The 22,202-nt window shown below is 73.2% G+C and carries 19 protein-coding genes, 1 tRNA gene and 3 pseudogenes; 10 read left to right on the top strand and 13 right to left on the bottom strand.

Annotation, left to right across the window (positions count from 1 at the left end; all coding sequences use genetic code 11):
- Nucleotides 1-1,051 precede the first annotated feature (1,051 nt).
- Nucleotides 1,052-2,053, top strand: coding sequence for an NAD-dependent epimerase/dehydratase family protein (locus IF06_RS0130610; protein ID WP_030275203.1), 1,002 nt, complete (start codon nucleotides 1,052-1,054; stop codon nucleotides 2,051-2,053).
- A 49-nt stretch (nucleotides 2,054-2,102) separates the two neighbouring features.
- On the opposite strand, the gene IF06_RS0130615 is transcribed toward IF06_RS0130610, so the two are convergent.
- Nucleotides 2,103-3,077 carry an Acg family FMN-binding oxidoreductase gene (locus IF06_RS0130615; RefSeq protein ID WP_013284883.1) on the bottom strand — a complete coding sequence of 325 codons (975 nt, stop codon included), beginning with the start codon at nucleotides 3,075-3,077 and terminating at the stop codon, nucleotides 2,103-2,105.
- A gap of 187 nt (nucleotides 3,078-3,264) precedes the next feature.
- Between IF06_RS0130615 and IF06_RS0130620 the strand changes: the two genes are divergently transcribed.
- Entirely contained in the window at nucleotides 3,265-3,903 is a 639-nt protein-coding gene (locus tag IF06_RS0130620) for a response regulator (RefSeq protein WP_013284884.1), read from the top strand.
- A gap of 6 nt (nucleotides 3,904-3,909) precedes the next feature.
- Here IF06_RS0130620 and IF06_RS0130625 read toward each other — a convergent pair whose 3' ends face one another.
- Nucleotides 3,910-5,577 (bottom strand): GAF domain-containing sensor histidine kinase, encoded by a 1,668-nt coding sequence (locus tag IF06_RS0130625; RefSeq protein ID WP_174361775.1) that lies wholly within the window; start codon nucleotides 5,575-5,577, stop codon nucleotides 3,910-3,912.
- Nucleotides 5,578-5,670: 93 nt separating this feature from the next.
- Entirely contained in the window at nucleotides 5,671-6,681 is a 1,011-nt protein-coding gene (locus IF06_RS0130630; RefSeq protein WP_013284886.1) for an Acg family FMN-binding oxidoreductase, read from the bottom strand.
- Nucleotides 6,682-6,847: 166 nt separating this feature from the next.
- Between IF06_RS0130630 and IF06_RS0130635 the strand changes: the two genes are divergently transcribed.
- Nucleotides 6,848-9,196: a heavy metal translocating P-type ATPase gene (locus IF06_RS0130635; RefSeq protein ID WP_013284887.1), complete on the top strand. Its 2,349-nt coding sequence runs from the start codon at nucleotides 6,848-6,850 to the stop codon at nucleotides 9,194-9,196.
- Nucleotide 9,197: 1 nt separating this feature from the next.
- Here IF06_RS0130635 and IF06_RS0130640 read toward each other — a convergent pair whose 3' ends face one another.
- The 4 genes from IF06_RS0130640 to IF06_RS0130655 form a co-directional block, all read right to left on the bottom strand.
- Nucleotides 9,198-10,064: a universal stress protein gene (locus IF06_RS0130640; protein WP_036311903.1), complete on the bottom strand. Its 867-nt coding sequence runs from the start codon at nucleotides 10,062-10,064 to the stop codon at nucleotides 9,198-9,200.
- On the bottom strand, nucleotides 10,061-12,463 hold the full coding sequence (locus IF06_RS0130645; protein ID WP_013474566.1) for a phosphoketolase: 2,403 nt from the start codon (nucleotides 12,461-12,463) through the stop codon (nucleotides 10,061-10,063). Before IF06_RS0130645 ends, IF06_RS0130640 begins: the two co-directional genes overlap by 4 nt.
- Before the next feature lie 127 nt (nucleotides 12,464-12,590).
- Nucleotides 12,591-13,421 carry a universal stress protein gene (locus IF06_RS0130650; RefSeq protein ID WP_013474567.1) on the bottom strand — a complete coding sequence of 277 codons (831 nt, stop codon included), beginning with the start codon at nucleotides 13,419-13,421 and terminating at the stop codon, nucleotides 12,591-12,593.
- Nucleotides 13,422-13,504: 83 nt separating this feature from the next.
- Nucleotides 13,505-14,305 (bottom strand): PP2C family protein-serine/threonine phosphatase, encoded by an 801-nt coding sequence (locus tag IF06_RS0130655; protein ID WP_013284891.1) that lies wholly within the window; start codon nucleotides 14,303-14,305, stop codon nucleotides 13,505-13,507.
- A gap of 98 nt (nucleotides 14,306-14,403) precedes the next feature.
- Here IF06_RS0130655 and IF06_RS0130660 point away from each other — a divergent pair, with 98 nt between their 5' ends.
- The 4 genes and pseudogenes from IF06_RS0130660 to IF06_RS33390 form a co-directional block, all read left to right on the top strand.
- Nucleotides 14,404-14,640 carry an HTH domain-containing protein gene (locus IF06_RS0130660; protein ID WP_030275209.1) on the top strand — a complete coding sequence of 79 codons (237 nt, stop codon included), beginning with the start codon at nucleotides 14,404-14,406 and terminating at the stop codon, nucleotides 14,638-14,640.
- Nucleotides 14,640-15,215, top strand: coding sequence for a Clp protease N-terminal domain-containing protein (locus IF06_RS0130665; protein WP_013474570.1), 576 nt, complete (start codon nucleotides 14,640-14,642; stop codon nucleotides 15,213-15,215). Before IF06_RS0130660 ends, IF06_RS0130665 begins: the two co-directional genes overlap by 1 nt.
- Before the next feature lie 91 nt (nucleotides 15,216-15,306).
- Nucleotides 15,307-16,314: a diacylglycerol/lipid kinase family protein gene (locus IF06_RS0130670; RefSeq protein ID WP_013474571.1), complete on the top strand. Its 1,008-nt coding sequence runs from the start codon at nucleotides 15,307-15,309 to the stop codon at nucleotides 16,312-16,314.
- Nucleotides 16,307-16,879, top strand: a pseudogene (locus tag IF06_RS33390) (YhjD/YihY/BrkB family envelope integrity protein); the annotation flags it as partial. The gene IF06_RS0130670 and the pseudogene IF06_RS33390, both read left to right, overlap by 8 nt.
- A 42-nt stretch (nucleotides 16,880-16,921) precedes the next feature.
- Here IF06_RS33390 and IF06_RS33395 read toward each other — a convergent pair.
- Nucleotides 16,922-17,071, bottom strand: a pseudogene (locus tag IF06_RS33395) (Rrf2 family transcriptional regulator); the annotation flags it as partial.
- 7 nt (nucleotides 17,072-17,078) lie between these two features.
- On the bottom strand, nucleotides 17,079-17,996 hold the full coding sequence (locus IF06_RS0130680; RefSeq protein ID WP_013284926.1) for a helix-turn-helix transcriptional regulator: 918 nt from the start codon (nucleotides 17,994-17,996) through the stop codon (nucleotides 17,079-17,081).
- A gap of 187 nt (nucleotides 17,997-18,183) precedes the next feature.
- Here IF06_RS0130680 and IF06_RS0130685 point away from each other — a divergent pair, with 187 nt between their 5' ends.
- The gene (locus IF06_RS0130685) at nucleotides 18,184-18,960 is read left to right on the top strand and encodes a glucose 1-dehydrogenase (protein ID WP_030275212.1); all 777 of its coding nucleotides are present in this window, start codon (nucleotides 18,184-18,186) and stop codon (nucleotides 18,958-18,960) included.
- A gap of 76 nt (nucleotides 18,961-19,036) precedes the next feature.
- On the opposite strand, the gene IF06_RS0130690 is transcribed toward IF06_RS0130685, so the two are convergent.
- A complete protein-coding gene (locus IF06_RS0130690) occupies nucleotides 19,037-19,468 on the bottom strand; it encodes an SsgA family sporulation/cell division regulator (RefSeq protein ID WP_007457244.1) in 432 nt (143 codons plus the stop codon).
- A 273-nt stretch (nucleotides 19,469-19,741) separates the two neighbouring features.
- Between IF06_RS0130690 and IF06_RS0130695 the strand changes: the two genes are divergently transcribed.
- On the top strand, nucleotides 19,742-20,281 hold the full coding sequence (locus IF06_RS0130695; protein ID WP_174361703.1) for a TIGR02611 family protein: 540 nt from the start codon (nucleotides 19,742-19,744) through the stop codon (nucleotides 20,279-20,281).
- A 50-nt stretch (nucleotides 20,282-20,331) separates the two neighbouring features.
- Nucleotides 20,332-20,403: transfer RNA gene (locus tag IF06_RS0130700), tRNA-Val, on the top strand.
- A gap of 78 nt (nucleotides 20,404-20,481) precedes the next feature.
- Here IF06_RS0130700 and IF06_RS33400 read toward each other — a convergent pair.
- From IF06_RS33400 to IF06_RS34525, 3 genes and pseudogenes are all read right to left on the bottom strand, one after another.
- A pseudogene (locus tag IF06_RS33400) lies at nucleotides 20,482-20,886 on the bottom strand (tyrosine-type recombinase/integrase); the annotation flags it as partial.
- Nucleotides 20,887-21,135: 249 nt separating this feature from the next.
- Entirely contained in the window at nucleotides 21,136-21,453 is a 318-nt protein-coding gene (locus IF06_RS0130715) for a hypothetical protein (protein ID WP_013474588.1), read from the bottom strand.
- A gap of 357 nt (nucleotides 21,454-21,810) precedes the next feature.
- The coding region (locus IF06_RS34525) for a hypothetical protein (RefSeq protein WP_232236809.1) at nucleotides 21,811-22,202 on the bottom strand (392 nt) is incomplete at its 5' end.

Raw genomic sequence — 22,202 nt, forward strand, 5'->3', positions numbered from 1 at the left:
GACCGGCGAACACGCCACCGGTGAAAGCCAGACCAGCAACACCCAGAATGCTCTTACGCAGAATCGTGTTCATCAGAAGTGCTCCATTCGGGGGTCGACGCACCCCGCGGGGGACGGGGATGCGTGGGCACCGTCAGGCGCTCAAAAAAGTCTTGGGGGATCCGGCTGCTCGCGAGGGCAGGGGGTACCTTGTCGCGGCGCCGGAAGCATGTTCAACGACCCGCCACCCGCCATCATTCCCGGGGGCGCGCCATACGCCACCGCAGAGCAGGCGCGGGGGTTCACGTCGTCGGAACCGTGTTCAACGACCAGCCGGCCAGGATGATTCCCCGCGGCTCACGTCGCCGGAACCGTACTCAACGACCAGCGGCCGTCGTTCACCCGGTTACAACGCCACCCACCCGCCAGCGATTCCACTCCCAGAGTGCCACCCACCACCCCCGAACCGGACACCCCCGCCCACACCGGCACGACACTCCCGCGCCCCGCACCCGCGATGCACCCCCGGAACCTCCCACCAGCACACCCAGCCCGCCGTACCGCCCCCTGCACCCGCCGCACCCCCTGCACCGGCCACAACCGCAGGCCCTCCGCCCCGTCGATCATGAAGTTAGCGGCGACAAACCGGACACGGAATGCCGTCAACCTCATGATCGACGCGTCCGGGCAGGGCTGGCCGGGGGCGGGAGCGAAGCGCCGGTGATCACCCGCGCGATCTTGCAGTTCGAGCCCTTCAGGTGCCCTATTCGCGAGGTTTGCGGGGTACGAAAGTGCAAGATCGCGGGCTGCTCGGGAGAAGGTTCGTGCCCGGTGCTGTCCGGAGTCTTTTGCGCCCTCGCCCATCACCGTCGATCTTGGAGTTGTGGCGCCTTTAATGCCCGGTAAGCGCGGTTCGCGAGGTGCCACAACTCCAAGATCGGCGGGTCATGTCCGGTGCGGACGAGGGCGGCGGGGCCCGGGGAGGGACGGGAGGTCGGGTTCTGCCGTTGGCAGATCTGCTGACTGTGAACTTGGTGCCTGCCGGGTGGTGCTGGGCGGCAGGCTGGGACCTATGCGACTCCTGATGCTTGGCGGTACGGGCTTTGTCGGCGGTGCGGTCGTGGCCGAGGCGGTACGCCGCGACTGGCAGGTGACCGTGTTCAACCGGGGTGTGCACGGGCGGGTGCCGGACGGCGTACACCGGTTGCGGGGCGACCGGACCGCGCCGGACGGGCTGGCCGCGCTCACCGGCGGCGAGTGGGACCTGGTGGTGGACACCTGGGACGGCGCGCCCCGCGCGGTACGGGACGCCGCGCTGGCGCTCGCCGACGCGGTGCCGCACTACGTCTACGTGTCCAGCGGATCGGTGTACGCGCCACCCGTCGCGCCCGGCAGCGGCGAGGAGGCGCCCACAGTGCCGGCCGACGCGGACGGAGACGACGGTGACTACCCGGCGAACAAGGCCGGCGGGGAACTCGCCGCGACGCGGGTGTTCGGCGACCGGGCGCTGCTGGCGCGCGCCGGGCTGATCCTGGGGCCGGGGGAGGACATCGGGCGGCTGCCGTGGTGGCTGAACCGGGTCGCCCGGGGCGGGGACGTGCTGGCGCCGGGGCCGCGTGACCTGCCCATCCAGTACGTGGACGTCCGGGACCTGGCGACCTGGCTGCTGGACCGGGGCGCCGAGGGCGTCGGCGGGGCGTACAACGTGGTGGGTCGCACCGGGCACGCGACGATGGGTGACCTGCTCGACGCGGCGGTGGCGGTGACCGGGTCGGACGCGACGCTGCGGTGGACGGCGCCGGAGCCGATCCTGGCGGCCGGGGTGGAGCCGTGGAACGACCTGCCGGTGTGGATTCCGCGCGGGCACGAGTACCGGTGGTTGCAGGAGCGGGACGTGGAACGCGCGTACGCGGCGGGGCTGGTCTGCCGGCCGGTGACCGAGACGGTCGCCGACACCTGGCGGTGGCTGCGCGAGGTGGGGCGCGTGCCGGACCGGGCGGGGCGGCCGGCGCGCGCACCGGTCGGCCTGGCGCCGGAGCGGGAGGCCGCCCTGCTGGCCGCGCTCCCGGCCTGACCCCGAGAGGCAGGGCCGCGCTCCCGGCCTGACCTGCGGAGGGTACGGGTCAGGCCGGCACGACCGGCAGGTCGAGCACCTCCTCGACCGGGCGACGCGGGGTGGCGCGGCCCGGCTGGCCGTACCCGATCCGCATCACCATCTGCGGGGTGCCGAATCGGCCCAGCGACATCCGCAGCGCCTCGCGTGCGGCGGGCACCTCGATCGGCTGGGACAGCATCGACACGCTCAGCCCGGCGTCGGTGGCGGTGAGCAGTACGCGTTGCAGCGCCTGCCCGGCCAGGATCTGGTCGGCCGAGGTGTTGCCGGCCGAGCCGAGCACCGCGACCAGCGGCTCCGGCTCGAAGTCGCGGCCGGGGGCGCGGTTGCGTCCGCCGAAGCCGCGCTGGGGCAGCAGGTCCTGCGGTTCGCTCTGCGGTCCGCCGGCGCCGGAGGGCACGCCGTCGGGGGCCGGCTCGGAGCGGATCCACTCGGCCCGTTCGGCCACGTACGCGGGGTCGCGTTCCAGCACGCGGTGGGCGCTGCGGGCGACCTCGGCGACCGCGTTGACGGCGCTGGTACCGATCACGAGTTCCAGCCAGCACTGTTCGGCGCGGGCCGCCTCGCCGAGCCGCCAGCGGGCCTCGGCCGGCACCGGGTCGGGCCAGAACGGCGCGCGGTTGCTGAACCGGTGGCCGATCGCCCCGTACAGGCTCTGCTCGACCGGGGTGGGACGGCGCGGCACGTCCGGCACCAGCCGGGCCACGACGTCCGGGTCGGCGGGGTACGGGCGCAGCCGTACCGTGGCCGGGGTGCCCGCCACGGCGAGCGCCAGGCGCAGGTTGAACAGGGCCGCACCGGCGGCGATGCGCGCGCCCCAGCCGGTCGGGTCGGTGGCGGGCAGGCCGCGCAGCGGGTCGACGGACACCTCGATGCCGCCGTCGACGAGCCGGAACCGCCACGGCTGGGTGTTGTGCAGTGACGGGGCCCGGACCGCGTCGGCGACCGCGGCCCGCAGTTGCTCGGCGGTGTATTCGGTCGTCATGGTGGTGCTCCCTCTCGTGCGGCGCCGGCTCCCCCGGCCGGGTACACCACTACGGTGCGTCAGGGGGCGGCGCGGTGAGCAGGGCCGGAGGTCCCCACCTGGGCCCGGCCGTCGGTCCCGGCCGGCGCGGGCAGGACGGGACTTTCGACCCGTGCTACGAGGGCGGGAAAGCGGGTAGAAAGGACTGATGATCCGGGTGTTCCTGCTCGACGACCACGAGGTCGTCCGTCGTGGCCTTGCCGACCTGCTCCAGAGCAGCGGCGACATCGAGGTGGTCGGCGAGTCCGGCCTGGCCCAGGAGGCGGCGCGTCGCATCCCGGCGCTGCGCCCCGACGTGGCGATCCTCGACGCCAGGCTGCCCGACGGCAACGGCATCGACGTGTGCCGGGACGTCCGCGCGGTGGACTCCTCGATCAAGGGGCTGATCCTCACCTCGTACGAGGACGACGAGGCGCTGTTCGCGGCGATCATGGCGGGCGCCGCCGGGTACGTGCTCAAGCAGATCCGCGGCACCGACCTGGTGGACGCGGTCCGCCGGGTGGCGGCCGGGCAGTCGCTGCTCGACCCGGCGATCACCACCCGTGTGCTGGAGCGCATCCGCAGCGGCGTGGAGCAGCCGCGGGAGCTGAAGTCGCTCACCGAGCAGGAGCGGCGGATCCTGGAGTACGTGGCGGAGGGGCTCACCAACCGGGAGATCGCCGGGAAGATGTTCCTGGCCGAGAAGACGGTGAAGAACTACGTCTCCAGCGTGCTCGCCAAGCTCGGGCTGGAGCGGCGTACCCAGGCGGCGGTGCTGGCCACCCGGCTGCTCGGCAAGAACACCTGACAGCTGTCAGTCGAGCGGGACGCTCCAGCGCACCTCGGTGCCGCGCGGCTCGGCCCGGCGCAGTGAGAACTCGCCGCCCAGCCGCTCGGCCCGTTCCCGCAGGTTGACCAGGCCGCTGCGGGCCGCCTCCGGGTCGCAGCCGACGCCGTCGTCGGTGACGGTGATCTCGACGCGGCCGGAGTCGACGCGGACGCGCACCGACACCCGGTCGGCCTGCGCGTGGCGTACCGCGTTGGAGAGCGCCTCGCGCAGCACGGCGGTGAGTTCGGGGCGCAGGTCGTCCGGGACGGCGCTGTCGATCGGGCCGATCAGTTCCAGCTCGGGGCGGTAGCCGAGCGACTCGGCGGCCACCTCGATCGCCTCGCGGATCTCGGTGCGCAGCGCCGCGCTCATCGGGGTGCGCAGCTCGAAGATGGTGCGGCGGATGTCGCGGATGGTGGCGTCGAGGTCGTCGACGGCCTGGTTGATCCGCTTGGCGGCCTCGGGGCGGGCGTTCATCGCGCCGCTCTGCAGTTGCAGGCCGGTGGCGAACAGCCGCTGGATCACCACGTCGTGCAGGTCACGGGCGATGCGTTCGCGGTCCTCCAGGACCACCAGCAGTTCCCGCTCCTCCTGGCCGCGGGCGCGTTCCATGGCGAGCGCGGCCTGCCCGGCGAAGCTGGCGAGCAGCGCGAGGTCGTCGTCGGCGGCGGGCCCGTGGTCGGGCCGGTAGCCGATCACCAGGACACCGTGCAGCGTGTCCGCGGCGGCGAGCGGGGACACCACGGCGGGCCCGGCGACCACCGGCCGGGGCCAGGGCGCCGCGGCGGCGAGGTCCTCGACCTGGTCGTGGCGGCTCTGCGTGACGGACGCGGCGAAGCTGGTCTCGGCGGCCGGCAGCACCGCGCCGACCAGTTCCCGGGTGACCGGGTCGGCGCCGTCGACGACCTCGACGGTGAACTGCGCCTCGTCCTCGTCGTAGAGCAGCACCAGGGCCAGTTCGGCTTCGGCGACCTCACGGGCGCGGCGCGCCACGAGCGTCAGCGCGTCGGTACGGCGTACCTCACCGAGCAGCACCGAGGTGATCTCCGCGGCGGCCGCCAGCCAGCGTTCCCGCCGGTGCGCCAGCGCGTAGAGGCGGGCGTTCTCGATCGCCACGCCGGCCGCGGCGGCCAGCGCCACCACGATCTCCTCGTCGTCCTCGGTGAACTCGGCCGCGCCCTGCTTCTCGGCCAGGTAGAGGTTGCCCCAGACGTGGTCGCGGATGCGCACCGGAACGCCGAGGAAGCTGTGCATCGGCGGGTGGTTCGGCGGGAAGCCGTACGAGTTGGGGTGCTTGGTGATGTCCGGCATGCGGACCGGCTTCGGGTCGTCGATGAGCAGGCCGAGCACGCCCCGCCCGTGCGGCAGCTCGCCGATCTTCGCGTGCAGCTCGGGGCTGATGCCGTGGACGATGAAGTCGTGCAGCATCCGGTCGGGCCCGATCACGCCGAGCGCGCCGTAGCGGGCACCGGCCAGCTCGCACGCCGACTGCACGATCCGTTGCAGCGTGCTGCGCAGGTCGAGGTCGGACCCGATGCCGACGACCGCGTCCAGCAGTGCCCGGAGCCGCTCGCGGCTGGTCACCACCTCGCCGACGCGGTCGAGCATCTCCTGGAGCAGTTCGTCCAGGCGGACGCGGGACAGCGGGGTCAGCCCGAGCGACGGTGTGAGGTGCTCGTGCCGGGACTGGGGTGCGGCGGCCACCCGGCGATGGTATCGCCCGGTGGCCGCCGTGATCGAGACCGGTCAGGCGAGACGGTCGCGGACCGCCGAGGTGTCGACTGTCTGCGCGACGTCCAGCCGGGGCGTGTGCGGGGGGCCGGCGTGCGTCGGGTCGGCCAGGCCGAGCCGCATGCTGATGTACGGGAACCCCAGGCCGGAGAGCATCTGCCGCAGCACCTCGCGGGTGCTCTCGACCTCCACCACACCGGACAGCGGCACCAGCGACACCCCGTGCCGGGTGGCGGTGAGCCAGGCGGCGGAGAGCGCCTCGCCGGCGCGCAGCCAGCTCATCGTCTCGTCGTCGGAGCCCCACAGGATCCCGTAGACGGCGGCCTTGTCGTGGCCGGGTCCGATCGGCAGCGAGCCGGCGCGGCCGAAGTCGCGGGCCGGAACGGTCGTCTGCGGGGCCTGGTCGGGCAGCACCTCCGGCGGCAGCCCGGTGCCGGTGCCGGCCCGGCTGATCCAGTACGCCAGTTCCTCGCGCAGGTCCGGGCTGTCGGCCTCGACGGCGGCGGCCTGCTGGGCGGCGCTGGCGAGCTGGATCTTCTGGGTGTCGTCGAGCAGTTGCAGGTTCACCCCCTCCAGCGTGGCGGCCCGGTCGATGTCGTTCAGCGCGGCGGTGGGGATCGGCTCGTCGCTGACCGGCCGCCGGTCGGTGTGCCGCACCTGCATGCACTGCACGACGCGCATGGCGTCGGGGTCGGCGCCGGTGTGCTCGAGGCTGGTGAGCCGGGCCAGCAGGTCGGGTTCCTTCGGGTCGGGCAGCCGTTCCACCACCGGGGTCCAGCCCTCGGCGGCCAGCGCCACCCGGGCGTGGTGCAGCGCGGCGCCGCAGCTCACCACCAGCAGGTGCCCTTCCGGGTCCATGGCGCTGAGGTGCCGTTCGCGGACCACCCGCAGCTCCAGCGCGTCGGGCAGGACCGTCCAGTGCCACGGCTGCGTGTTGTGCACCGAGGGGGCGTGGCCGGCCATTCCGGCGGCCTCCGCGAGCGCGGTGGTCAACGGGCGATCGCCGGCCGGCGTCTCGTGGCTCATCGTCACGACCTTTCCTGTTTTCCCCATCGTGCCCCACGCCCGGGACGCCCGGGTGGGGATGCCGCTCCATCCTCGGGCATGCCCGGCCGCCCCCGCAGGGGTCCTTCGCCCCCGGATTACCCGGGTCGCCCCGCCCGCCCCACGTCCGGGCTGAGACGATCCACACGTGGGAACCGAACCACGCGAGTGCGTACCCGAGCAGCCGGCCCGCGCCCGGCGGTGGGCCTGGGCCGAGTGGGCGCCGCTGGTGCTGCTCACAGTGGCCGTGCTGGCCGGCGCGGCGCTGTGGTTCGCCGGCGCGCACGACGCCGCCCGGCTGGTCTGGGCGGCGGTCACGGTGGTGGCCCTGGTGCCGGCGGCCTGGACGACGCTGCGCCAGCTGTGGCTGCGGCAGTTCGGGGTGGACGTCATCGCGGTGCTGGCGCTGCTCGGCGCGCTGCTGGTGCGGGAGTTCCTGGCCGGTGCGGTGATCGCGGTGATGGTCGCCACCGGGCGGGCGCTGGAGGAGTACGCCCAGCGCCGCGCCACCCGTGACCTGCGGGCGCTGCTGGAACGCGCGCCCCGGCAGGCGCGCCGGCGCACCCCGGACGGTGGGATCGAGGTGGTGCCGCTGGACCGCGTCGCGGTGGGGGACCGGCTGGTGGTCGGACCGGGCGACGTGGTGCCTGTGGACGGCGTGGTCGAGGAGTCCGCGACGCTGGACGAGTCGGTGGTCACAGGCGAGTCGCAGCTGGTCACCCGCGCGGCCGGGGAGGAGGTGGCCAGCGGCGTCGTCAACGCGGGCGCCGGCTTCGGGCTGCGGGCCCGCCGCAACGCGGCGGAGAGCACCTACGCCGGCATCGTCCGCCTGGCCGGCGAGGCCACCGCCCGCAAGGCCCCGATGGTACGGCTGGCCGACCGGTACGCCGCCGCGTTCGTACCGTTCACGCTGGTGCTGGCCGGGCTGGCGTGGCTGCTGTCCGGCGAGTTCACCAGGGCGGTGGCGGTGCTGGTGGTGGCCACCCCGTGCCCGCTGCTGCTGGCGACCCCGATCGCCGTGGTGTCCGGGCTGTCCCGGGTGGCCCGGCGCGGCGTCCTGGTCCGCGACGGCGGGTCGCTGGAACAGCTCGGCCGCGCCCGTACCCTCCTGCTCGACAAGACCGGCACGCTCACCGCCGGGCGGCCCCGGGCGGCCGAGGTGGTGGTGGCGCCGGGCGGCGACCGCGACGAGGTGCTGCGGCTGGCCGCCTCGGTCGAGCAGCTCTCCCCGCACGTGCTGGCCGCCGCGCTGGTGCGGCAGGCCCGCGAGCGGGGGCTGCCGCTGGCCGAGCCGACGCAGGTCACCGAGGAGCCGGGGCACGGGGTGAGCGGCCGCGTCGACGGGCGGATGGTGCACGTCGGTCAGCTCGCCGGGGAACCGCCGGAGTGGGCGGGCCGGCTCGGTGAACGCGCCGAACGGGCCGGGCGTTCCGCGGTCTGGGTCAGCGACGACCACGGGCCGCTCGGTGCGATCCTGCTGGAGGACCCGGTCCGCCCGGACGCCCGGCGGACCGTGCGGCGGCTGCGCGAGGCGGGCCTGGAGCGCCTGGTCATGGTGACCGGCGACCGCCCGGGCACGGCCCGGCAGGTGGCGCAGATCGTGGGCGTGGACGACGTGATCGCGCGGTGCTCGCCGCAGGAGAAGGCCGATCGGGTACGCCAGGAGTCGGCGCGCGCGGTGACTGTGATGGTCGGCGACGGCGTGAACGACGCGCCCGCGCTGGCCGAGGCGCACGTCGGCGTGGCGATGGGCGCGACCGGGGCGACCGCCTCGGCGGACGTGGCCGACGCGGTGCTCACCGTGGACCGGCTGGACCGGCTCGCCGACGCCGTCGAGATCGCCCGGTACGCCCGCCGCATCGCGGTGCAGAGCGCCACCGTCGGGATGGGGCTGGCGGTGCTGGCGATGCTGGTGGCCGCGGCGGGCCGGCTGCCCCCGGTGGCCGGCGCGTTCCTCCAGGAGGGCATCGACGTCCTGGTGATCCTCAACGCGTTGCGCGCGCTCGGCGGCGGCCTGCGGCGGCGGGACCTGCCGGCGCACACACGCGAGCTGCTCGACCGGTACGCGGGCGAGCACGGCGGCGTGCGCGACGTGCTGGCCCGGCTGCGGGACACCGCCGACATGGTGGCGACCCGCCCGGACGATCCGGCGTGCCTGCCGGCGCTGCGCGAGGTGCACCGGCGCCTGGTCGACGAGGTGCTGCCGCACGAGGCGGCCGAGGACCGGCAGCTCTACCCGGCGCTGGCCGGGCCGCTCGGCAGCGACGAGGCGACCTCCACGATGAGCCGGGCGCACGTGGAGATCGTGCGGCTGGTGGAGCGGATCGGCGGGCACCTCACGGCGCAGCCGGACGGCCGGCTGCGCCGTGACGAGGTGCCCGATCTGCTGGCCGCGCTCTACGGCCTGGACGCGGTGCTGCGCCTGCATCTGGCCCAGGAGGAGGAGGACTACTTCTCGCTCAACCCGGAGGAGGGCTCCACCGCGCCCGGCCGCTGAGTCAGCGCTCGCGTACCACAGCCACGGGGCAGTGCGAGTGCTGGATGAGTTGCTGGCTGACCGAGCCGAGCAGCATGCCGCGCAGGCCGCCCCGGCCCCGGCTGCCGACCACCACGAGTTGCGCCGACCGGCTCGCCTCCACCAGCAGCGCGGACGCGCTGCCGGGGACCGCCTCGATCTCGACCGGCACGTCGGGGAAGCTCTCCTGCCACGGCGCCAGCTCCGCCTCGGCGGCGGCCCGTTCGCTCGCGGCGACCTGCTCCGGGTCGAAGTCCGGCGGCACCCACCGGTCGCCCGGCGGCTCCCAGGCCCGTAGCACCCGCAGCGGCACGTCCCGCTGCGCGGCCCGCTCGACGGCGAAGCCGAGCGCCCGCAGCGCCGACTCCGAGCCGTCCGAGCCGACCACCACCGGCCCGGACGTGGCGGCCTGGCCGTCGCGGACCACCACCACCGGGCAGTGGGCGTGCGCGGCGACCGAGACCGCCGTGGAACCGGCGAGCAGCCCGCCGAAGCCGCCGTGGCCCCGGCTGCCGAGCACCAGCATCCCGGCGTCGGCGGACCGCTCCTGGAGCACCAGCGCGGGCGGGCCGTCGAACACCTCGCCGTGCACGGTCAGGCCCGGCCGCTCGGCGGCGGCGTCCGCCGCCGCCTTGCGGACCAGTTCGTCGACCTGCTGCCGGGCGGCCTCGTCCGGCCACACCCCCGGCGCCACGCCGGGACCGATCCAGCCGGTCACTGTCAGCCACTCGAAGACGTACGCCAGGCGTACCGGCCGACCCGACCGGCCCGCCTCGTCCAGCGCCCAGTTCAGGGCGACCGCCGCGTCGGCGGACCCGTCGTAGCCGACCAGGATCTCCTCGCCGCTCATTCCCCACTCCTCACGGCCGGATCGTTCTCGCGGATCCAGCGCCACTCGGCGACCCGGGGGTCGTCCTCGCCGTAGCGGCGGGTGTAGTCGCGGCAGGCCTGGCGGGCGTCCACCATGTCCTGGCGCAGGTGCGCGGCGCGCGACCGCAGCCCCGGCACCCGGTCGATCACGTCGATGACCAGGTGGAAGCGGTCCAGGTCGTTGAGCATCACCATGTCGAACGGCGTCGTGGTGGTGCCCTCCTCCTTGTAACCGCGCACGTGCAGGTTCTCGTGGTTGGTCCGGCGGTAGGTGAGCCGGTGGATCAGCCACGGGTACCCGTGGTACGCGAAGATCACCGGCTTGTCGCGGGTGAAGATGGTGTCGAACTCGTTGTCCGGCAGGCCGTGCGGGTGCTCCGACGGCGGTTGCAGGCGCATCAGGTCGACCACGTTGACGACCCGCACCTTCAGGTCCGGCAGGTGCCGGCGCAGCAGGTCGACGGCGGCGAGCGTCTCCAGCGTCGGCACGTCACCGGCGCAGGCGAGCACCACGTCCGGCTCGGTGCCGTCGTCGCTGCTGGCCCAGTCCCAGATGCCCAGGCCGCGGCGGCAGTGCTGGATCGCCTCGTCCATGGTCAGCCAGTTCGGCGCGGGCTGCTTGCCGGCCACCACCACGTTGATGTACTGCCGGCTGCGCAGGCAGTGATCCATCGTGGACAGCAGCGTGTTGCCGTCCGGCGGCAGGTAGACCCGGACCACCTCGGCCTTCTTGTTCACCACGTGGTCGATGAAGCCCGGATCCTGGTGCGAGAAGCCGTTGTGGTCCTGGCGCCACACGTGGCTGGACAGCAGGTAGTTCAGCGACGCCACCGGCTCCCGCCAGGGGATGTTCCGGGTCACCTTCAGCCACTTGGCGTGCTGGTTGACCATCGAGTCGACGATGTGGATGAACGCCTCGTAGCTGGTGAAGATGCCGTGCCGGCCGGTCAGCAGGTAGCCCTCCAGCCAGCCCTGGCACAGGTGCTCGGAGAGCACCTCCATCACCCGGCCGTCGGGGGAGAGGTGGTCGTCGCCGGGCACCTCGGCGCCCACGAACGCGCGGTCGGTCACCTCGAACGCCGCGCCGAGCCGGTTCGAGGCGACCTCGTCCGGGCCGAACAGGCGGAACGTCTCCGGGTTGCGGGCGATCACGTCCCGGACCCAGGGCCCGAGCACACCTGTCGCGCCGGCCATCGGCTCACCCGGCGTCGGTACGTCGACCGCGTAGTCGCGGAAGTCCGGCAGCTCCAGGTTGCGCAGCAGCCTGCCGCCGTTGGCGACCGGGTTGGCGCTCATCCGGTGGTCACCTGTGGGCGGCAGGTCGGCCACCTCGGCGACCGGGCCGCCGGTGGCGTCGAACAGCTCCTCCGGCCGGTAGCTGCGCAGCCAGCGCTCCAGCTCGGCCAGGTGCGCCGGGTTGTCCCGCACCTCGGAGATCGGCACCTGGTGGGCGCGGAACGTGCCCTCGACCTGCTTGCCGTCGACCCGGGACGGCCCGGTCCAGCCCTTCGGCGTCCGCAGGACGATCATCGGCCAGCGGGGACGCTCGACGTGCTCGCCGGAGCGGGCCCGGCGCTGGATCGCGGTGATCTCGTCGACCGCCCGGTCGAGCGTGGCGGCCAGCAGCTGGTGCACCGTCGCCGGGTCGTCGCCCTCGACCACGTACGGCTCGTAGCCGAAGCCGCGCATCATGTCCCGCAGGTCCTCGCGGGGGATCCGGTCCAGCACCGTCGGGTTGGCGATCTTGTAGCCGTTGAGGTGCAGGATCGGCAGCACCGCGCCGTCGCGGGCCGGGTTGAGGAACACGTTCGACAGCCAGCTTCCGGCCAGCGGACCGGTCTCCGCCTCGCCGTCGCCGATCACGCAGGCCACCAGCAGGTCCGGGTTGTCGAACGCGGCGCCGTACGCGTGGCTCAGCGCGTACCCCAACTCGCCGCCCTCGTGGATCGAACCCGGCACCTCCGGCGCCACGTGGCTCGGGATGCCGCCCGGGAAGGAGAACTGCCGGAACAGCCGCTGCATGCCGGTCTCGTCCCGGGGGATGTGGTGGTACAGCTCGCTGTAGGTGCCCTCCAGCCAGGTGTTCGCCACCAGCGCCGGGCCGCCGTGGCCGGGGCCGGTGACGAAGATGGCGGACAGGTCCCGGTTCACGATGACCCGGTTGAGGTGCGTGTAGAGCAGGTTGAGCCCGGGGCTGGTGCCCCAGTGGCCCAGCAGGCGCGGCTTGACGTGCTCGGGCTTGAGCGGTTCGCGCAGCAGCGGATTGTCGAGCAGATAGATCTGGCCGACGGTCAGGTAGTTCGCCGCACGCCAGTAGGCGTCCAGCCGGCGCAACTCGTCTTCGGTCAGGGGGCTGTGCAGGTTCACCGCGGTGTCCATGCTGCCTTAGCCTCTCGTGGCTCGGGGTCGGCTGCCACTCGGGGACCACATTTTCTTCCCCGGCGCGTCCAGCCTCGTCCCATCGGGGGTCGCCGGTCAGGGCCGTAGGTCCCGCCTCGCGCGGGCGTCATGACCCGTCCCCGGCGTCCGCGGGGATGCCCCGTACGACGATCAGCGGGGCCGGCGAGTGGTAGAGCAGGGACTGGCTGACCGCGCCCAGAGTGGACCCTACCGGCCCGTCTCCCCAGGCGGCCACCACCGCGAGCTGCGCGGCGCGGGACCGGTCGAGCAGGACGGACCTCGGCTCACCGTGGACGGTCTCGCAGCCGGCGGTGACCCGGGGATACCGCCGGGCCTGCCGGGTGACCGCCTCCTCCAGCCGCCCGTCGTCGCGGTCGCCGGACTCCGGCTCGATCACCCGGACGGCGAGCAGACGGGCGCCGCGGTGCTGCGCGCAGTCGAAGGCGTACGCGAGGGCGGCCTGCGAGCTGGGCGATCCGTCGAAGCCGACGAGCAGCGGCCCGGGCGGCGCCGGCTGGGTGCGCCCGACCAGCACCGGGCAACCCGCCCGGGCGGCCACGTCCACTGCCGGCGTGTCGGCCGGCACGCGGTCCGGGTGGGCGGACATGCCCCCGTCACCGAGCGCGATCATGAATGCGGTGTCGGCGACCCGCAGCAGCGCCTCGACCGGCGAGCCCTCGACGATCCGGCCGCTGACGGGCACCTCCGGCGCGCACTCGGCGACGACCTGTCCGGCGTGCTCCAGCACGTTCTCCGCGTCCGTGCGGGTGCCGCCGGCCGGGGCCGGGCCGGGCGTCGCGGCCCAGTTGAACGCGTGCAGCAGGTGCAGCGGCCGGTCGTGGGCGGCGGCCTCGGCGGCGGCCGTGCGGACCACCGTCAGATCGGCCTCGGACCGGCTGACTCCGACCACCACCGCGCCGTGGCTGGGTGCGGCCACCCCGGCTCACCTCCCGACCCCTGCTTTTCACCCACCGTAGTCGTGGGACCGGGTGCGCCGGAGCGGGTCGGCGGAACTGGCGGTCAGCGCGGGGCGGGCAGCGCCGGGTGGACGCGCAGCACGACGGCTGTGGCGTTGTCCTCGCCGCCCTCGTCCAGGCTGGCGGCGAGCAGGGCCTCGGCGGTGCGCGCCGGGTCGCGCCGCGCGGAGAGCAGGTCGCGCAGCCGGTGGTAGCCGAGCTGGTCGCTGATCCCGTCGGTGCACAGCAGCCAGGTGTCGCCCCGGCGCAGCGGCACGGCGAGCAGGTCCGGCTCGGGCCGGTCCGGGTGGCCGACGTAGCGCAGCAGCTGGTAGCGCGCCCGCGCCGCCTCCGGCGAGTCGGCCGGCCACCAGCCGTGCAGCAGGCCGAGCCAGGCCATGGTGTGGTCGACGGTGACCAGCTCCAGCAGACCGTCGCGCAGCCGGTACGCCCGCGAGTCGCCGAGCTGCACCAGCCAGCCCTGCTCGCCGTCCGGCTCGACCACGAGCGCGGTGAGCGTGCACCCGGTCAGGCCGGACTGCGCGGCGCCGGCCTGGCGTACCCGCCGTTGGGTCTCGGCCACGGCGGCCCGCAGCGCCGCGGCGCCGACGGCGGGCCAGCCGGCGCGGACCCGCGCGGTGAACGTCCGGGCCGCTGTCGTGCCCGCCACCCGGCTGCCCTCGCCGTCGCCCATCCCGTCGCAGATCACCGCGAGCGGCAGCTCGGGGTCGACGTGCAGCACGTCGTAGTTCTCCGGGTAGCGGTGCCCGACCACGCTGCCGCCGGCGATCTCCAGGGTGAGGCGGCCGGCGGTGAGCCGGCGCGCGGACTCGACCGGCCGGTCCAGCGGGCGGCGGCGGAACACCAGCGGACCGTAACACCGGGACGGGCCGGACAGCGGCAGGCCGGGTCGCCTGTCAACCAGGGTTGACGCGAGAGGTGTTGTCAACCTACATTGACAGCATGAGTCAAGCGACGGAACTCGCGGCGGCGGCCGGCAGCACCGACCCCAAGGTCGGCCTGCGCGCGGTGCTCGCCCTGCGCCGGCTGCTCGAACGGCTCGAGGTGATCCAGGTCGACAACGCCCGGCGACAGGGCTGGTCGTGGCAGGAGATCGCCGACGCCCTCGAGGTCAGCCGGCAGGCGGTCCACAAGAAGCACGCCGGGCGGCCGGCGGTGCGCGAGAGCTGGGAGGCGTGATGTTCGAACGATTCACCGACCGGGCCCGTGCCGTGGTGCACCACGCGCTCGACGAGGCCCGCGCCGAGGGGCGGCGGCCGGTCGGCACCGAGCACCTGCTGCTGGGCGTGCTCGCCGACCGCGACAGCCTGGCGGTACGGCTGCTCGCGGCCGGCGGCGTCGACGCCGAGGTTCTGCGCGCCGCGGTGGCCCGCCACACCGCCCAGGGCGTGGACGGTCTCGGCGCCGCGGACGCCGCGGCGCTGCGCGAGATCGGCATCGACCTCGCCGCGATAGTGGCCCGGATCGAGGAGTCCTTCGGCCCCGACGCGCTGCGCGAGGCGACCCCGCGCCCGCGCCGGTGGTGGCGTCGCGGGTCGCACCACGGCACGTTCTCGCCCCGCGCCAAGAAGGTGCTGGAGCTGTCGCTGCGCGAGGCGCTGCGGCTGCGCCACCGGCACATCGGCACCGAACACATCCTGCTCGGCCTGCTGCGCGAGGGCGGCGGCCCGGCCGCCGTGGTGCTCACCGAGGCCGGGGTGGACATCGACGACCTGCGGCGGCGCGTCGACGCGGCGCTGCGCGAGGCGGCCTGACCCGCACCCGGTTTTCAAACCTGTTTGCGGTTCTCGCAACGTCCCGCTCCGCCGGGTCGCCGTCACGCCCCGTGTCCTGCACACTGACGCCGTGGACGGTGCAGACGACAAGCGCCCGGTGAACGCGGAGAACCGCACCCCGCGCTCGGCAGTGGTGGTCAACCCGGTGAAGGTGGCCGACCTGGACGAGTTCCGCCGCACCGTGGACGGCGCGCTCGCCGCCGCCGGGTGGCCGGCCCCGACCTGGTACGAGACGACGGTCGAGGACCCGGGCCGCGGGCAGGCGGAACAGGCCGTGAAGGCGGGCGCGGAGGTCGTCTTCGCCTGCGGCGGCGACGGCACGGTGATGGCCTGCGTGACCGCGCTGGCCGGCACCGACGTGGCGCTCGCGGTGCTGCCCCAGGGCACCGGCAACCTGCTGGCCGCCAACCTGGGCCTCTCCGGTGACCTGGCCGCCGGGCTGGAGGTCGCCGTCGAGCGCGGGATGCGCCGCCTCGACGTCGGCGTGGTCGGCGACAAGTGCTTCGCGGTGATGGCCGGAATGGGCTTCGACGCCCAGATGCTCGACTCCACCTCGGAGACCACGAAGAAGCGGATCGGCTGGCCCGCGTACGTGGTGGGCGCCGCCCGCCACCTGCGCGACCGGCCGATGCGGGTCTCGGTGCGCATCGACGGCAAGCCGCCGCTGCGCCGCCGGGCCCGCTCGGTCCTGGTCGCCAACGTCGGGCGTCTCCAGGGCGGGGTACGCCTGCTCACCGAGGCCGAACCGGACGACGGCTGGCTCGATGTGGCGGTGCTGACGCCGCGTACGCTGCGCCACTGGCTCGCCATGGGCTGGGCGGTGCTGCGCCGCCGCGACAGGGTGCCGGGGATGGAGGTGTTCCGGGCCCGCTCGGTCGAGATCACCAGCACCCGGGCGCAGCCCCGGCAGCTGGACGGCGACCTGATCGAGCCGGGCCGGTCGCTGAAGGCCACCATCCGCCCCGAGTCGCTCTGGCTCTGCGTACCGCGCCCGCAGGAGCATCCCGACCTGGCGGTGGACGCCGACGCGGTCGGCGAGCGCGGTGAGCACCTGGTCGAGGAGGCCCGCCGTGAGTAGCACGAAGCTGGTCCCCGAGACCCGGCTGATGACCGAGGACCAGCTGTCCGCCGACGACGCCTGGCACACACTGCGCCGGCACGGCGGCTGGTGCCTGCTGCGGGACGCGTTCATCCGGTTCCGCTACGGCGACGGGTTCAGCCACTCGCGGGCGCTGGCGTTGCAGCTCTGCCTGGCCGTGGTGCCGTTCCTGATCGCGCTCACCGGCCTGATCACCGACCTGGGTGTGGACGAGGGCGGCAAGGTCGTCGCCGACACGGTGCTGGCCATCACGCCCGGCCAGAGCGAAGCGATGGTGCAGGACCTGCTGACCGACAGCGAGCGCACCGAGGACGCTGGCGAGCTGGCGCTGACCCTCGGTCTGCTCACCGGGCTGGTCGCGCTGACCACCACGATGGCGCAGATCGAGCGGGGCGCCAACCGGATCTACGGCGTCGAGCGGGACCGCCCGGCGCTGGCGAAGTACCTGCGCGCCGCGGTCCTCGCGGTGGTCGCCGGCGTACCCGCGCTTGCGGGCTTCCTGATCCTGGTCGGCGGCCGGGCGATGGGCGAGCCGGGCCAGCGTGTAGCCGCCCTCGGCGCCGCGCTGGGCCCGGACGACCCCGGCCCGGCGCAGGTCGGCCAGCACCGCCTCGAGGAACTTGCGCGGCATGTCCTGCTCCGCCGCGATGGCCTGGGTGGACAGCAGGGTGGGGTACGCGGTGGCCAGGCTCAGGGCTGCCCGGACCGCGTAGTCGCCGCGCGCGGAGATCTGCACAGTGCCATCATGCCTGGCCGCCCGGCACGGGGGAGTCGGCGGGCGGCCGGGGTCGCACCAGACGGACGGCCAGCGGGCGCTCGCGCTCGGCCCGGAACGTCCCCGGGCTCACCCCGACCTCCCGGGTGAAGAAGCGGCCGAAGTTCGTCGGCTCGGGAAAACCCAGCTCCCGGCCGATCGCGGCGATCGACTCGTCGGTGGCGGCGAGCAGCCGGCACGCCTGCAACGCCACCCGCTCGTCGATCACCTGCTTGGCGCTGCGGCCGGTCACCGCCAGGCAGGCCCGGGTCAGGGTACGCACCGAGCAGCCGATCTGGGCGGCGTAGTCCTCCACCCGGCGGGTGTGCCGGTAGCCGCGTTCCACCTCGCGGCACAGCCGCCGGAACGTCTCCGTCTCAGCCCGGGGCGTCGCGCCGTCGCCCGGGTGCGGCAGCAGGCTCAGCCGCAGCAGCAGCACGGCGAGCTGGTGGCGCAGCAGCGCCGCGGCGGCCGGTACCAGCGCGTGCCGGTCGGCGTCCACGGCGAGCTGGCTCACCTCGCTGATCACCGCGTCCTCGTCCTCGCCGGCGAGCTGACGGTGGGCGGGCACCGCGTCCGGGTCGACGTCGAGGCCGCGCAGCGCGTCCGGCCGCCAGCTCACCACAGTCGCGTCGAGCTGGGCGCCGACGAACCGCAGCGCCTGGCCGGGATGCGCGCGCAGCAGCGTGCCCGGACGGCAGGGGACGGGCCGGAAGTCCAGCTCGGCGGTGCCGTGGCCGTGAGTGACCAGGATCAGCAGATCGCGGTCGAGCAGGACCGGGCGGGGCCAGCCGGGCTCGGCGGCGAGGTCGCCGAGCACACCGGTGACGATCTCGTCGGTGCCGGGGCGGAACTCCGGCAGGCCGGTGCGGGTGGCCGGGGAGGGCTGACCGGTAGTGACCATCATCCCGACGGTAACCGGCCCGCGCGCACGTTGCATCTCGACGGTTTCACCCGCTCGGGCCGCTCTTGTCGGCAGCCGAGCCGGACGGTTAGGTTACCGATCGGTAAGACCCGGGCCGGCGTGCGCTCCGCACCCGGCCACGCGGCCCCGGCCGACCGGCCCGCGGCCGGAAGACGGCGATGGGATGGGCATGACGGATCTGTTCTCGGTCGACGGCAAGACGGTCCTGGTCACAGGCGGCTCACGCGGGATCGGGCTGATGATCGCGCGGGGCTTCGTCCGGGCCGGCGCCCGGGTGATCATCTCCTCGCGCAAGGCGGAGGTGTGCGAGTCGGTCGCCAAGGAACTGTCCGCCGAGGGCCACTGCGAGGCGATCCCCGCCGACCTGGGCAGCGACGCCGGCGCGCTGGCGCTCGCCGAGGCCGTGCGGGAGCGCCACGACCGGCTCCACGTGCTGGTCAACAACGCGGGCGCCACCTGGGGTGCGCCGCTGGAGGAGTACCCGGAGGGCGCCTTCGACAAGCTCTGGGCGGTGAACGTCAAGGCCGTCTTCCGGCTCACCACCGCGCTGCTGCCGCAACTGCGCGCCGCAGCAGGCGCCGACGACCCGGCCCGCGTGATCAACATCGGGTCGATCGACGGCATCCGGGTGCCGTGGATGGAGGTGTACGCGTATTCGGCCACCAAGGCGGCGGTGCACATGCTCACCCGTGGCCTCGCCCACCAGCTCGCCGGCGAGCAGATCACCGTCAACGCGATCGCGCCCGGACCGTTCGAGAGCAAGATGATGGCGTTCGCGCTGGACGACCCGGACTCGCGCGCGGCCATCGAGCAGCAGGTGCCGCTGGGCCGGATCGGCCGCCCCGAGGACATGGCGGGCACCGCGATCTACCTGGCGTCGCGGGCGGGCGCATACCTGACCGGAGCGGTCATCCCGGTCGACGGCGGGATCACCACGCGCGGCTGAGGGCGTACCCCCGGGTCGGAGACGGCCCGGGGCCGCGCGGACTCGGCAGATCCGCGCGGCCCCGGGTGTCGCCGTGTCAGCGACCGGCCAGCAGCCGGTTCACCGCGGTGTCGACGTCCAGGTGCTCGGCCTCGCGGCCGCGCGGGACGACGACGTAGGTCCGGCGCAGGAAGCGCACCAGCACGCTGCGCGGAACCTCGAACAGGGCGTTGCCGTCCGGCGACGACAGCGCCAGCGCGACGAAGTCGCCGCGCGGGGTGGCCCACGGCCAGACCCGCACATCACCGATGCCGGCCGGCTCGTCGAGCCCGGTGACCAGCAGTTCGCGAGCGAACGACCAGCTCACCGCCTCGCCGCCGGCGGACTCGGCATGGAACAGGACATGGACCGCATACGGGTCAGCAGGGTCGTAACGCAGACTGGCACGCACCGGCAAGGCGGTGGCGTCAGGCGCGACGAGCCTTAGCGACGTCTCGACCTCTACGGTCGTCGGTCGGATGACACTCATGGACGTTCTCCCCCCGGCACCGCTGCGGAACGCGCGTGTCCCGCTTTTCCCATACTCAGGTGCTGCTCCTGGCTACGCTCCGCCATACGCTGACTTCACCCAGTGGTGGGAAGGGGTTCCGAAAGCCCCCGGGACCGCGTGGCCCCGCGTAGAATTTCCGGTTCCGCCCACTCCGTCGTTCCGCCCGGCAACGGGTGGTTCAGTCGTCGACTTACTCCGGTAACGTCCAGTCGTGAGCAGGGGTGACGGTCCCGCGCGACACTGGGGGTGGAAATGGTCACGAGGGGCTCCTCGGTGACGTCGCGGACCACGGCCGAATCGCCGAAAGGTGCGGCCCGAGCAGCCGAAAGTCGGGGGTACGAGGTGCCGGTGGAAGGGCGGTCGCAAGGCGCTCTCATGGAGCAGCGCCGGCGGCGACGGGGCTGGCGGGGACGCCTGCACACCACGCTCGACCTCATCCGCGCCAACCCCACCGGCCGCGTCGCCCTGAAGATCTTCATCGGCATCCTCGGCGCCATCGTCGTCACAGTCGGTGTCGCGCTGATCCCGCTACCAGGGCCCGGCTGGCTGCTGGTCATCGCCGGCCTCGGCGTCTGGGCTGTCGAGTTCCACTGGGCGCGACGGCTGCTCGCGTTCACCCGCCGGCACGTCAACTCCTGGACGCGCTGGGTGAAGATGCGGTCACTGGGTGTGCGGTTCGTGCTCGGCGCGGTCGGGCTCGCGTTCGTGTCCGTGGTGGTGTGGCTGTCGCTCAAGTACAGCTTCGGCATCGACGTGGTGGCGGAGGCGCTGCACTACCTCGCGACGCACTGAGGGCCGGTTTTTGGTCCGGGCGGGTGATCGGGTAGAGTCATGCGCGCTGAGGGCGATTAGCTCAGCGGGAGAGCGCTTCGTTCACACCGAAGAGGTCACTGGTTCGATCCCAGTATCGCCCACGCAGGTCAAAGGCCACTTCCCGGCTTCGGGAGGTGGCCTTTCTGCTTGCGTACAGCAGCTTTGTTCAGCAGTTCTCGTCAGCGGCTCAGTGAGTCGCCGAGGCGCTTGAGTGCTTCTCTCGTCTTTGTCGATGTGACCTGCGTGTAGATCTCCATCGTTACGGAGAAGCGGGCGTGCCTGAGCACCTGCATGGCGACTCTGGGGTGGACGTCGAGGTCGGCGAGCAGCGTGGCGCAGGTTCGCCTGGCGTCGTGGACGGTGATCGGCGTGACGCCGGCTTTCTCGCACCTTGTCTGCCAGGAGCGCTGGAAGTTGCGCGGTTCGATTGGGGTGCCGTAGCGGGTGGTGAAGACGAGTCCGGTTTCGTGCCATGCCTTGCCGGCGGCTGCTCTCGCCTCGTCGCGTTGCTCGCTCCGCAGTTTCAGGGCCGTGAGGCAGATGTCGGGCAGCGGGAGGGTGGCGTCGGACGCCTGGGTCTTGGACGGCAGGCAAAGGCCGTGCTGGGCCGCTCAACGGATTCGGAGAGCCGGTATATCGGCCGGTGGGATCGAGAGCCGACGGGGCGTGGCCCGCATCAGCGGCAGGAAGGCCGCCCGGCATCTCCGGCGTCGAGTCCAGCGATCCGGTAGGAAGGGCGCGCTGGCGTGCTCGATGAGGGCCGGAGTAGCACGGGGTGCCGACACGTCAACGTGCCGTGAAACTGCCGTCGAGCCAATCAGGCTCGGCGTTGCCTACAGAGCGATGCGGTTGACGACCGATCGCTGGACCGGACCGGTGTACTCGGTGAGCCTGAAGCGGCGATGCGCATCCGTGGGATGAACGGTGACGGCGACAACGCTCTCGTCTTCGAAGCGCAGCGCGAAGACGGGGTCGAGTTCGCACAGGAATGCAAACGCCTCGCGGTCTTCGTCGCTGTCGCTGACCAGGCGACCATTCGCCTCCCAGCCGCCGGTAGCGGCGGCGATCACGACGGCCACCTCGACGCTGTCGAGCAGAGTGGACGAGTTCGCCCACCAGTCCAGCCAGCACCGGCCCTCGAAGCGGTCCATGCCGTCATCCTTTCAGGGCGAGGCCCGGACGGCTGCCAGCCTGTCGGGTCTCGGGACGTGCGTGACGGAGCAGTCTCAGGACGTGAGTGACGCATCCGGCTGAACGATCTTGTCTGCCTCGGGCAGTTCGTATCGACAGAGTTGCGGACGGTACGTGTAGGCGAACCGGTAGCGCCGCCTCCCTGGCATATGACCGTGGCGAGGCGCTGGCCGCTCCAGCCCGATCCGTGCCCCGATGAACCGGTCAATAGCGGCTATCAACGGGCCGTAGCGTGACACTAGCCGATCCCTCTCGTGTTTCAGAGTCAGGCGGGCTGACCCCTGACCATTCCGAGCAACACGATTCCCAAGCTAGGGTCAGCGCCACCTACGATTATGTCCGTGACTCACTGGTCTGAGACTGCCCGCGTCGCCGAGGAACGGGGCGACTGGGATGGAGCAATCGCAGTGGTCGGTGCTGTCGCGGAGTGCTACAGCACCGACCAAGAGCGCCATAACGCACACCTGCAGCACATGGATCTGCTTGCCCGCGCCGGCCGTCATGTCGAGCTGGCGACTCTCGGCCAACGTGATGTACATGCGCGCAGGCGGCTGAATCGGCTGCTCTACGAGGAAGACAGGTTGGAGGATCTGCGACAGCGAGCGCGTTCCCCTGTCTGTCAGGGTGAGTTGAGGCCAGGGGTTCATAGCAAGTCCGCCGGACAGGGCGAGTTCAGGATCGAGAAGTGTTGAATACTGCTGTTGACGTC

Origin of the sequence: Micromonospora globosa (assembly GCF_000717585.1) — a bacterium.
GTDB classification, from domain to species: Bacteria; Actinomycetota; Actinomycetes; order Mycobacteriales; family Micromonosporaceae; genus Micromonospora; species Micromonospora aurantiaca.